The sequence below is a fragment of the Legionella maceachernii genome, from assembly GCF_900167045.1.
GTDB lineage: Bacteria > Pseudomonadota > Gammaproteobacteria > Legionellales > Legionellaceae > Tatlockia > Tatlockia maceachernii.
This window is the reverse complement of the sequence record NZ_FUXJ01000008.1, coordinates 77,933-89,823: the sequence shown is the minus strand read 5'-3', so window position 1 is coordinate 89,823 and position 11,891 is coordinate 77,933. Positions and strand designations below refer to the sequence as shown.

Here is an 11,891-nt window from a genome sequence, read left to right as displayed (position 1 = left end):
TTATTAAATTAATCAATCTTTTAATCGGCGATATTTAATGCGTGAGGGCCTATCTGCCTCATCCCCTAATCGTTTCTTTCTGTCCGCTTCATAGTCACTGTAATTACCCTCAAAAAAAACAACTTGAGAGTCACCTTCAAAAGCCATTAAGTGAGTACAAATACGGTCAAGAAACCAACGATCATGCGAAATGACGATGGCACAACCGGGGAAATTTAATAACGCCTCTTCTAAAGCTCGTAATGTTTCCACGTCGAGATCGTTACTTGGTTCATCAAGTAACAAAACATTACCGCCTCGCTTGAGCAATTTGGCTAAATGCACACGATTCCGCTCACCACCGGATAGCTGAGCGACATTTTTTTGTTGATCAGCACCTTTGAAATTAAAGCGCCCAACATAGGCACGCGACGGCATTTGGAAAGACCCGACTTGCATAATATCATGCCCATCAGAAATTTCCTGCCATACTGTTTTACTATCATCCAAATGATCGCGCATTTGATCAACGTAAGCTAAATGAACCGTGTCACCGATGCGAATCTCGCCGCCATCAGGCTTCTCGCGGCCAGTAATCATCTTTAAGAAAGTGGACTTACCCGCACCGTTTGGACCAATAATACCCAGAATGCCTCCTTTGGGTAGCTGGAAACTTAAATCATCAATGAGCAATCGATCACCAAACGATTTACGAATGTGATTCCCTTCGATAACCAAATCACCCAAACGTTCACCAGGAGGAATATAGAGTTCATTGGTTTCATTACGTTTTTGGAACTCTTTTGAACTCATTTCTTCGAAACGAGCTAATCGAGCCTTACTTTTTGCATGACGGCCTTTGGGTGAAGTACGAACCCACTCCAGCTCGGCTTTAATGGCTCGTTGATGTGCGGCTTGTTGCTTTTCTTCCATGGCCAACCGGGCTTCTTTCTGTTCAAGCCAAGCCGTATAATTTCCTTTGTAAGGAATTCCTTCACCGCGATCCAGTTCTAATATCCATTCTGCTGCATTATCTAAGAAATAGCGATCGTGTGTAATAGCTACCACCGTACCCGGAAACTCTTCTAAATAACGTTCTAGCCAAGCCACGCTTTCCGCGTCTAAATGGTTTGTGGGCTCATCCAGCAACAACATGTCTGGGCTTGATAATAATAAGCGACAAAGCGCTACACGACGGCGCTCTCCACCCGATAACACACTCACTTTCGTATCCCAATCAGGCAAGCGCAGCGCATCTGCAGCAATATCCAAGCGACGCTCAAGATCCCAACCTCCGTGGGTTTCAATGTCGTTTTGCAATTCACCTTGCTTTTCCAGCAAGGCATTCATTTCTTCATCGCTCATGGGTTCAGCAAAACGCATACTGATTTCATCAAACTCAGCCAACTTAGCTTTTATTTCCGCCACACCTTCTTCAACCACTTCGCGTACTGTTTTATTCAAATCAAGCTGTGGTTCTTGCTCCAGATAACCAATTTTAATGCCTGGTTGAGGTCTGGCCTCACCTTCGTATTGTTTATCCACTCCAGCCATAATGCGCAATAAAGTTGATTTACCGGAACCATTTAAACCCAAAACCCCTATCTTCGCACCCGGGAAAAAACTTAAAGAAATATCTTTTAAAATAAAACGTTGATTATCGACAATTTTCGATACCCGATTCATGGTAAAAATGTATTGCGACATAGCGACTCCACACGGTGTTATGCCGAGCAAAGCAAGAAACTTCCTTAATGTAGCACTGCCTATAAACTCAGGAGGTCCCTCGCTTTGCTCGAGATGACATTCTATTATTTTAAGACCAATCTAAAATTACTTTCCCTGATTGACCTGATGCCATAATTTGAAAGGCATGCTGATATTCATCAACGGGAAAATGATGGGTGAGTACTGGTTCTAAATTCAAACCACTTTGCAACATGGCAATCATTTTATACCAAGTTTCGAACATTTCACGCCCGTAGATGCCCTTAATGACTAATCCCTTAAAAATCACATGGTTCCAATCAATGCAGGTTTCTTGCGGAGGAATCCCTAACATCGCAATGTGCCCACCATGATTCATCACTCTAACCATGTCATTTAAGGCCATAGGATTTCCAGACATTTCTAGTCCCACATCAAACCCTTCAACCATACCTAATTCGTTCATGACCTCATTGAGATTTTGATATTTAACATTCACTGCACGGGTAGCACCCATTTTACGAGCCAATTCAAGGCGATAATCATTGACATCCGTAATGACCACATGACGGGCACCGATATGACGAGCGATGGCTACCGCCATAATGCCTATGGGGCCTGCACCAGTAATCAACACGTCTTCACCAACCATATCAAAAGCAAGCGCGCAATGCGTGGCATTCCCAAAAGGATCGAAGATGGCTGCTTGTTCATCCCGAATATTATCAGGCAAAACAATCACATTGCTGGCCGGTAATGAAAGGTATTCTGCAAAGCAACCTGGACGGTTGACCCCAACCCCTAAGGTATTGCGGCACAAATGCCTTTTACCAGCGCGACAATTGCGGCACACGCCACAGGTAATATGTCCTTCGCCGGAAACACGTTGCCCAACCTTAAGCCCAGTTACCTCACGACCCACTTCCGCAATCTCCCCGTAAAACTCATGGCCTACTGTCATGGGCACAGGAATAGTGGCTTGTGCCCAATCATCCCAGGAATAAATATGGATATCGGTCCCGCAGATAGCCGTTTTATGAATTTTAATCAGGACATCATTAACGCCATACTCAGGTACTGGCACATCTTCCATCCAAATTCCTGGTTCACGTTTCGCTTTTACTAGTGATTTCATGTACCCCTCCGAAATCGTCTGCTTTGATAATCAATGACAAATTGAGCAGATTTATTTTATAACCCCAAGCTCTCTGCCTACTTTTGCAAAGGCATTAATCGCTTTATCGAGATGCTCTAATTCGTGTGCCGCTGACATTTGCGTTCGAATTCTGGCTTTTCCCTTAGGAACAACTGGATAAGAAAAACCAACGACATAAATACCTTCTTTTAATAAGCGCTCAGCCATACGACCCGCTAAGGAAGCATCACCCAACATCACAGGGATAATGGGATGTTCGCCAGAAACCAAATTAAACCCAAGTTCTGTCATTCCCTTACGAAAATACTGCGCATTGCGTTTAAGCTTTTGTGCCAATTCATTGCTGTTTTCCAGTAAATCCAAAACGGCAATAGAACTGTGCGCGATAACAGGTGCTAATGTGTTTGAAAAAAGATAGGGTCTTGAGCGTTGACGCAACCAATCAACAATGACAGCGTTGGCAGCAGTATAGCCTCCAGAAGCACCACCAAGTGCCTTTCCTAGCGTTCCAGTGAGAATATCAATCCGATCAGCAACACCACAAAATTCGGGGGTTCCACGCCCTGTTTTACCCATGAACCCAACGGCATGGGAATCATCCACCATCACCATGGCATCATAGCGATCCGCCAATTCACAAATGGCAGGCAAATTCGCAATAATGCCATCCATTGAAAATACTCCATCAGTCGCAATAAGGCGGAAACGAGCATTTTTAGCTGCAATAAGTTGTGCCTCTAAATCGCTCATGTCATTGTTGGCATAGCGAAAGCGCTGAGCTTTACACAGACGAACTCCATCAATGATGCTGGCATGATTTAAAGCATCGCTAATAATGGCATCCTCAGTACCTAGAAGGGTTTCAAATAGGCCAGTGTTAGCATCAAAGCAGGAAGAATAAAGGATAGTGTCTTCTGTGCCGAGAAAATGACTTATTCTGCGTTCAAGTTCCTTATGGACTGTTTGAGTACCGCAAATAAAACGCACTGAAGCCATACCATAGCCATATTTTTCAAGGGCTTTTTGCCCTTCAGCGATTAATTTAGGATGATTTGCAAGTCCTAAGTAATTGTTTGCACATAAATTGATTACTTCACCTTCTTTGACTTGCACTGCAGCTTGCTGCTGGCTTGCTATGATACGCTCTGATTTATATAAGCCTTCCTCTTTAAGCGTATTGAGCTCAGTTTGTAAAAACTCAGTGAATCGCTCGCGCACATTCCTCTCCTTTTGGGTCTTAATAAAATGGGGCGATAATATCAAATTTTACACAAGTCCACTACGTAAATAATTCAATTCCATAGAACTCATTAAAAACGCCAGTTTAAATGCACGAATTACTATGGAATCGATCGCACCTTTTCTCAATTCTTGCTAAAATCTCCCGCAACTGATTTTTCAAGGTAACGGTGAATCAATGACTACGAGTCAAAACGCACGAATTAATATGCTTAAGCAGCAGCTTCGTACGGGTAATGTGCTTGATGAAACTATCCTCGCTCTCTTTGATGAGATTCCTCGCCATCAATTCGTACCGAGTGCTATGCAAGATTTTGCTTACTCAGACATGCAAATCCCTTTAGCTCATCATCAAAGAATGATGACCCCCTTAGAAGAAGGCGTTTTGTTGCAAGCGCTTGCTCTCCAAGGCCATGAAACGCTCTTGGAAGTAGGGACGGGGACAGGGTTTCTTACCGCTTTACTAAGCCGCTTAAGCAAAAAAGTGATCAGTGTCGACTATTATGCTGATTTTACCAATCAAGCACGACAAAAACTCAACGAGCATCGCTGCACCAATGTTGAGTTATTCACAGGTGATGCTTGTCGTGGCTGGTTAGATAAAGCCCCTTATGATGTAGTCCTGTTTACCGGCTCTCTCGAAACCCTTACTGACACTCATCGGCTACAAGTTTTACCGGGTGGAAAGTTATTCGCAATTATCGGTAAAGAACCCATCATGCAAGCGCAATTGCATCATCTGGATCATAATGGGACTTGGCACGGTCGTGTGCTCTATGAGACCTGTATTCCACCTTTAATTGATAAATTGAAATCGAAAGAGTTCGTCTTCTAGGAACAAGTTGTATGAAAAAAACGCTATTGTGCTTGCTCTTTGCTTCCAGCGTGCCTTTCATGTCGCATGCAACTGACTTGCTGGACATTTACCAGCAGGCGCTAGAAAACGATCCTGTTTTCAAGCAAGCCTATAGCACCTATATGTCAAGTACTGAGGCAATCCCTCAAGCCCGAGCAGCTTTGTATCCGAAACTTACGGTCAGTGGCCAAGTAGCGCGTAATTATGAGAATGTGGTCACTGCTGACGGCACGCTCATCAGCACATATAACAGCAACCAATGGACAGTTAATTCATCTCAAGCACTTTTTAACTATCAGGCCTGGTCACAAGTTCAGCAAGCTAAAGCCTCTGCTAAAGCTGCGCAGGCGACTTTTAATGATGCGGCCCAAAATTTAATTCTGCGTACCGCGAGCGCTTACTTCCAGGTCTTATTAGCTAAAGACACCCTTAATTTTGCTGAAGCAAAAAAACGTGCCAATAAACGCCAGCTTGACCAAGCAGAGCAGCGATTCAAAGTAGGTTTGGATGCCATCACGTCGGTTTATGAAGCCAAAGCAGCCTATGATCAATCCGTGGCACAAGTCATTCAATCCAAAAATAATCAGATCAATCAAAATGAAAATTTGCGTAAATTAACCAATCATCTTTACGAACACCTCTCGCCCTTACGCGATAACCGCATTCCATTAGTTAGACCTGAACCGGATGATATTAATGAATGGGTCAATACGGGACTCCGACAAAATTATAGGCTTTTTTCTGCGAAATACGGCTTGCTCGCCGCGCGTGAAAACATCAAAATACAATCAGCCTCCAGCTGGCCTACTTTCGCACTGCAAGGCAATGCAACGCAAACACATAATCAGGCAAATGTAAATTCGAACAGCACCACTGCCTTTTTTGTGCCATCAAAACAAAGTAATGCCAATTTAGCCATTGCTATGAATTTCCCTGTGTTTCAAGGTGGCTTGGTTGAAGCAAAAACAAGGCAAGCTCAGTATGACTTTCAAACACAAAGTCAAAAATTAGAGCAAACATATCGAGATGTTGAAGTCAATAGCCGCATTGCTTTTAATACTATTATTGATGGTATTTCCAAGGTAAAAGCGGATAGGCAAACCATTATTTCCCAACAGAACTCATTAGAAAGCACCGAAGCCCAATTCCAAGTTGGAACACGTACCATGGTTGATGTTGTGAATGCTCAACAGCGATTATTTGAAGCACAGCAGCAACTTGCCAGCGACCAATATAACTTAATTAATTCTTTTTTGAATCTGAAATACCTGGCAGGTACCTTGAATGTGAATGATCTCGAAGAAGTTAATTCTTGGCTTGAAACCACCCGCATCACAGGCTTTCCACCGCAAATTCCAGTGGATGCGGGCAAAAAATAAGATCATTTAACCCTTTCACCCATTTTTAATTTAGGTTGTTGTTATGTCCAATCTTACTGCTATCGAAAAAAAGTTACTTCATTACACCGGAAAAGCGATTGCCGATTTCAATATGATTCAACGAGGTGATCGCGTGATGGTTTGTTTATCCGGTGGAAAAGATTCGTTTAGCTTACTTACTTTACTGCATCATTTACAGCGTCGCTCTAACAATAAATTTGAGCTATTCGCTTTTACGCTGGATCAGGCGCAACCAGGGTGGGACGATAGTCAATTACGTCGTTGGCTTAATGAAAGAAACATTTCCCATGAAATATTAACGCGTGATACCTACAGTATTGTCAAAGAAAAAATACCTGAAGGTAAAACGTATTGCTCTCTGTGCTCACGCTTAAGGCGAGGCATTATTTATCGGTATGCGGAAGAGAACGGTTACACCAAGATTGCTTTAGGTCACCATCGTGATGACTTAATCCGCACCCTTATGATGTCCATTCTTTACAATGGTGACATACGCTCCATGCCCCCCAAATTACTCAGTGATAACAAGAAGCATATTGTTATTAGGCCTCTTTGCTATGCGCAGGAACGCGATATTATCCAATTCGCCGAAGAGCAATCTTTCCCTATTATTCCCTGCAATTTATGTGGTTCTCAAGAAAATCTTGCTCGTAAACGCATCGGAAAGCTCATTGATCAACTTGCTGAGGAAAATCCCAAAGTGCCAAGTAATATTTTGCATGCATTGCAGAGTATCAAACCCAGTCAATTGATGGACCAAGATCTTTGGCAGTTTAAAAATTTAGAAAAACAGTTAATTAATGCAGTCCCTAATGAGACTGAGTCGCTGTTTTTTGAAGAGGATACGGCAATTCTTGAGGAAGACGAAAAACAAATACTCTAACTCTGTACACAGAAAAAGGAATAAATTAACTGGCACAGAGAGCGAGAGCGTTATAAAAGCACTATCGTCAAGTCGACAACTGCTATTATATTTACAAAAAAGTTAAGAAATATATCTTTCTTGTAAAGAGTGGGCGACTTAAGGTATATTACAGCCACCATAATAGGAGTACGAATGATGACTGACACATTGAGTATTGGTTTTCGTAGATTGCGTATTTATCAACAGCGACTTTTTAAATTTGATCTCATCGCAGGTATTGTTGTTTTTTTAGTAGCAATCCCTTTATGTTTAGGAATCGCGCTTGCTTCAGGCGCTCCTTTGTTCTCGGGAATAATAAGTGGGATCATTGGCGGCGTGCTTGTCGGCGCTTTAAGTAATTCGCAGGTTAGCGTAAGCGGCCCAGCAGCAGGCATGGCGGCAGTGGTTCTCGCCGCAATAACGCAATTGGGGGATTTTAATGTCTTTCTATTTGCCTTGTTGCTAGCTGGCATGATTCAAATCATTATTGGTGCCCTGCGCGCCGGTTTTATTGCGGATTATATTCCTTCCAATGTCGTTCAGGGTCTTTTGTGTGCTATCGGGCTATTATTAATTATTAAACAACTTCCTTTGGCTTTTACCCTATCGACTGATCTTAAAGAGCTACAAAGTCATCTCTTAGAATCGACCGAAGGACTTGCTTTTAATCCACTCTACGAATTGTCGGATCATATCAACACAGGTGCCTCTATTATTTCGCTTATTTCAGTGGCGCTATTGATTTATTTCGAAAAAACCAATGTAAGATGGCTTAAAGGAATCCCTGGACCTATCATTGTAGTCATTGCTGGTATTTTGCTTAATGAAGCCTTCCAAGTTACTCATTCTTCGTTTGCGCAAGATTACCCGCACTTAGTGAATATTCCCAGTCACAATGGTTTTACTGATTTACTAAGCCAGTTGCAGTATCCAGACTGGGCAGCATGGTCAAATCCTAAAGTTTATCTTTATGCGTTTATTATTGCTCTCGTTGCGTCCATGGAAAGTTTGCTTAATGTTAAAGCATCTGAAAAATTAGATAAAAAACATCGTTACTGCTCTAAAGATCAAGAACTCATCGCGCAAGGATGTGGTAACTTTGCCGCTGGCTTAATTGGTGGTATTCCTGTGACCTCCGTGATTATACGAACCTCGGTTAATATCCAGGCAGGTTCAAAAACTAAAATGTCGGCTATTTTTCATGGGCTATTTCTCTTTCTAGCGGTTTTACTTATTGAAGAATGGCTCAACAAAATCCCACTCTCTTCTTTAGCGGGTATTTTAATTTACACTGGTTACAAGCTCACTAAACCATCCATCTATCGCTCCATTTACCAGCAAGGCATGGATCGATTTATTCCCTTCATAGCAACGGTTGTTAGCATTGTCATTTTTAATCTGCTAGCAGGGATTCTCATTGGTTTAGCCATTAGTATCCTCTTTATTCTGAAATCAAACTCCACGGCTCGTTTGGATATTATTAAAGAAATCTATCCCACTGGTGAAATCAGTCGGTTGGTTTTACCCCAGCAAATCACCTTTTTGAACAAGGCGTCTTTGGTTGCGGAACTGAGTTCAATACCTAAAAATTCTCAGCTTATTATCGATGCACGCTATTCGAACTACATCGATAAAGAAATCATTGAGCTTATTAAAGAGTTTCAACGCGAACAAGCACCTTTGAAACAAATCTCGTTAAATTTGATTGGCTTCCAAGACAAGTATGATATTCATAATTTTATCGATTTCATCAATGTCACCACTTACGACGTGCAATTTAATTTAAGGCCTCATCAAGTACTCGATATTCTGCGCGAAGGAAATCAACGTTTCCTTAATGATACTCGCATCCACCGTGTTAATAAGCTTGATATTCAATACACAGCTAAAACCCAACACCCCATAGGTGTTGTTCTTGGGTGCATTGACTCGCGCGTGCCTGTAGAAACTATCTTTGACATGAGTTTTGGCGATCTATTCTGCGTTCGCGTGGCAGGAAATGTCGTTAATGAAGATATCTTAGCCAGCATAGAATATGCGTGCCATGTGGTAGGCGCAAAATTAATCGTGGTCTTAGGCCATACGTGCTGCGGTGCAATTCAGGCGGCTTGTGATCATGTCGAAAAAGGCCATATCACACAATTACTAGCTAAAATTCAACCAGCTATCTCCGCAGAAACACAAACTAAAATGGATAGAAGCTCTAAAAATAGCGACTTTGTAAATAAAGTAACTGAGCTCAACATTGCCAATACATTGCAACAAATTTATCGAGACAGCGAAATTTTAAGATTAATGATTGAGCAAGAGAATATTGGCTTAGTGGGAGCTATTTACGACGTCAACACGGGTAAAGTCGCTTTCAAAGACTACTCTACCCTTGTTAAACAAATAGATAGTGCAAAAGTGGAGAATCAGCTGGCTGAGAAAGTGCAGAAAGTATGGAACTCCGCTGAAATGACAGCCTCTGTAGAATAAGTGTTAGAGCTCATTCGCCTAACGACGCCTAAGTTATGCCGCAATCTTTGCTAGAAAACACCTGTCACCCTCCATGAGGGATGACAGATGTTTTAAAAAAACCACATTGCTTAATTTGCAATAAGTTAATTATACGCAACAGCCCTCAAATCATTTCTAAAACAGGCTTCAAGACCTGATGGGACTTCAATAGGAATGCGCTCACAAAAGTCGATAAAATCGGTGATAATCTCATGATTATCTTGTAATCCCACATTTCTTAATCGCATTTCTATCAAACGCTTAAGCTGGCTTCCACTTCCATGGCTTTCCGTCCTAATTTTAAAGCGCACCAAATTGAGTGCACTTAGTTTAAGCTTCTCTTTATTTTCGGCAGAGAGCACTCCCCCTTCCTGTTGTAAATAAAAATCAATATCTTCAATAAACTTTAATTCTTCCGTACGAGAATCTTGTCTAAAGTAACGCTTAATGGGTAATTTAAAAAAACCAAAGAGACCACTGCCATGTTTTAGAACATAGACTCTCTCATAATCGACTCGGAGGTCAGACAATTTGAGAGTAAATACTTTTTCTCTACGCGATATAAGTCCATCAAGTGTTGAATCCACGAGATGCTGAAATTGAAGAACAGCAGGCAACCCTGCTGCTCTTAAGGGTTCGTGGTGTTCAAGATAAGCCAAACTATTCTCCAACACCTTGGGAACTGCCACTAGCAATAAATAAAGCATGGCATTGTAATGATTACGCTTCGTCGGACTAAGATTGGGATTTTTTAAAAACTGGACATAGGATTTAATATGAAGTTTAAACTGATCCAGACGGGTTTGATGATTAAACCATGTAGAACTTGGACTTAAACTGCTTAATTGTTTTACTATTTCTTCATACTCGGGCTGAAGATTTAAATTCACAAGGACTAACTCGTTTTTCCATCGTTCAATAAAATGATTGAGCTTATTTTGATTCTCCCGAATAGTCTCAAACTCGAGTGCCATATTAACCCTTTAACCCTTTAAAAATGAACAAATTTAACACAAAAAGAATAGAAAGTAAAAATCAGTGAAGTCGGTTGGCCTTGGACAACGCCCAACCGACTTCGTCTATAAAAAATTACGCATTAATTCTCAAAGGAGGCTAATCCATGCTTACATGAACGAAGGTAAATCAGCAGACATCGCATCTATCCAAACCTTTACTTTCGGTTGAATAAATCGCGCTGGATGATAAAAAAGATACACCGGAATAATAGGCATGCGGTATTTGGGCAGGACCTCAACCAGTTTTTCACATTTCAATGCTTCGGCAACTTGATAATGATGAAGCGCTGTAATTCCGAGACCTCGGCAGGCTGAATCACAAAGGGCTGCGGCATCGTTCAAATAGAGAGCAGGTTCAAGATACACTGTTTCGCCGGTAGCAAAAACCCATTGATTATTAGGATTGCGCATGCTGTGAGTTAAATAGCGATGACCGTGCAAATCACTGGGCTTTTGCGGGCTACCAAAGCGGGCCAGGTAATCCGGAGAAGCGCAGAACACATAGCGTGTTGTGGTTATTTTCTTTTGAATCGAATTTGAAGCAACCTGCATGGACATCCCAAAAACAACATCGAGTCCCTCGTCAAGTAAATGCGGAACTTCTTCAGCGATTTGTAAATCCAAATGAATCTGCGGGTATTGCGCAGAAAAAGCTGGCATCCGCGGTAAAATAATATTTTTGGCAAAATAACGCGCACTTTTTACCCTTAGTAACCCTCTAGGTTTAGCTTGAGATGCTGCCACGACACTGGTTGCTTGTTCTAAAGCGTGTAAGACAGCTTGCACTTCTTGATAGTACGCTTCCCCTATGGAAGTAAGGAAAACCTTACGGGTCGTTCGCTCGAGCAGAGAAACCCCTAACTCAGTCTCCAATAAATTAACCTGCTTACTCACCGCTGCAGGCGAAATACCCAATTGTTTGGCAGCACCCGTAAAACTTTGACATTGCACTACTTTGCAAAAAGTTTGAATGAGAGCAATGGTGTTCATCAGGTCATCTCCAAGTGAAGAACTACAAAATACAGGAATCTTTTTATTTGCTCAATGATACAGTCGATATACCCAAGGCACTTCAAAATGCTCGGTTTAGTCTGTCGATTTTTCTACACTGAGGCTTTTAAAGATTCAAAACAAG

The 11,891-nt window shown here is 41.8% G+C and carries 9 protein-coding genes; 4 read left to right on the top strand and 5 right to left on the bottom strand.

Translation table 11 applies throughout. From position 1 onward, the window contains the following. Positions 1 to 12: 12 nt before the first annotated feature. The 3 genes from ettA to B5D33_RS08295 form a co-directional block, all read right to left on the bottom strand. On the bottom strand, positions 13 to 1,686 hold the full coding sequence (gene ettA / locus B5D33_RS08305) for an energy-dependent translational throttle protein EttA (protein ID WP_058451239.1): 1,674 nt from the start codon (positions 1,684 to 1,686) through the stop codon (positions 13 to 15). A 109-nt stretch (positions 1,687 to 1,795) separates the two neighbouring features. Continuing rightward, a complete protein-coding gene (gene tdh / locus B5D33_RS08300) occupies positions 1,796 to 2,821 on the bottom strand; it encodes an L-threonine 3-dehydrogenase (protein ID WP_058451238.1) in 1,026 nt (341 codons plus the stop codon). 51 nt (positions 2,822 to 2,872) lie between these two features. Beyond that, positions 2,873 to 4,060, bottom strand: a complete 1,188-nt coding sequence (locus tag B5D33_RS08295) for a glycine C-acetyltransferase (protein WP_058451237.1) — start codon at positions 4,058 to 4,060, stop codon at positions 2,873 to 2,875. Between the two features lie 199 nt (positions 4,061 to 4,259). On the opposite strand from B5D33_RS08295, the gene B5D33_RS08290 reads away from it, so the two are divergent. From B5D33_RS08290 to B5D33_RS08275, 4 genes are all read left to right on the top strand, one after another. Further along, positions 4,260 to 4,916: a protein-L-isoaspartate O-methyltransferase family protein gene (locus B5D33_RS08290; protein ID WP_058451236.1), complete on the top strand. Its 657-nt coding sequence runs from the start codon at positions 4,260 to 4,262 to the stop codon at positions 4,914 to 4,916. Positions 4,917 to 4,927: 11 nt separating this feature from the next. Next, positions 4,928 to 6,316, top strand: coding sequence for a TolC family outer membrane protein (locus B5D33_RS08285; RefSeq protein WP_058451235.1), 1,389 nt, complete (start codon positions 4,928 to 4,930; stop codon positions 6,314 to 6,316). 43 nt (positions 6,317 to 6,359) lie between these two features. Further along, complete coding sequence (ttcA, locus tag B5D33_RS08280; RefSeq protein ID WP_058451234.1) at positions 6,360 to 7,220, top strand: tRNA 2-thiocytidine(32) synthetase TtcA; 861 nt, start codon at positions 6,360 to 6,362, stop codon at positions 7,218 to 7,220. Positions 7,221 to 7,394: 174 nt separating this feature from the next. After that, positions 7,395 to 9,719, top strand: coding sequence for a bifunctional SulP family inorganic anion transporter/carbonic anhydrase (locus B5D33_RS08275; RefSeq protein WP_058451233.1), 2,325 nt, complete (start codon positions 7,395 to 7,397; stop codon positions 9,717 to 9,719). A 125-nt stretch (positions 9,720 to 9,844) separates the two neighbouring features. On the opposite strand, the gene B5D33_RS08270 is transcribed toward B5D33_RS08275, so the two are convergent. Both B5D33_RS08270 and B5D33_RS08265 read right to left on the bottom strand, forming a co-directional pair. After that, positions 9,845 to 10,714, bottom strand: a complete 870-nt coding sequence (locus B5D33_RS08270; protein WP_058451232.1) for a hypothetical protein — start codon at positions 10,712 to 10,714, stop codon at positions 9,845 to 9,847. A gap of 150 nt (positions 10,715 to 10,864) precedes the next feature. Continuing rightward, the gene (locus tag B5D33_RS08265) at positions 10,865 to 11,746 is read right to left on the bottom strand and encodes a LysR family transcriptional regulator (protein WP_058451231.1); all 882 of its coding nucleotides are present in this window, start codon (positions 11,744 to 11,746) and stop codon (positions 10,865 to 10,867) included. Between the last annotated feature and the right edge of the window lie 145 nt (positions 11,747 to 11,891).

Coding starts and splice junctions, on each gene's coding strand:
- ettA (WP_058451239.1), bottom strand. CDS start 1,686: ATGTCGCAATACATTTTTACCATGAATCGGGTATCGAAAATTGTCGAT.
- tdh (WP_058451238.1), bottom strand. CDS start 2,821: ATGAAATCACTAGTAAAAGCGAAACGTGAACCAGGAATTTGGATGGAA.
- B5D33_RS08290 (WP_058451236.1), top strand. CDS start 4,260: ATGACTACGAGTCAAAACGCACGAATTAATATGCTTAAGCAGCAGCTT.
- B5D33_RS08285 (WP_058451235.1), top strand. CDS start 4,928: ATGAAAAAAACGCTATTGTGCTTGCTCTTTGCTTCCAGCGTGCCTTTC.
- ttcA (WP_058451234.1), top strand. CDS start 6,360: ATGTCCAATCTTACTGCTATCGAAAAAAAGTTACTTCATTACACCGGA.
- B5D33_RS08275 (WP_058451233.1), top strand. CDS start 7,395: ATGATGACTGACACATTGAGTATTGGTTTTCGTAGATTGCGTATTTAT.
- B5D33_RS08270 (WP_058451232.1), bottom strand. CDS start 10,714: ATGGCACTCGAGTTTGAGACTATTCGGGAGAATCAAAATAAGCTCAAT.
- B5D33_RS08265 (WP_058451231.1), bottom strand. CDS start 11,746: ATGAACACCATTGCTCTCATTCAAACTTTTTGCAAAGTAGTGCAATGT.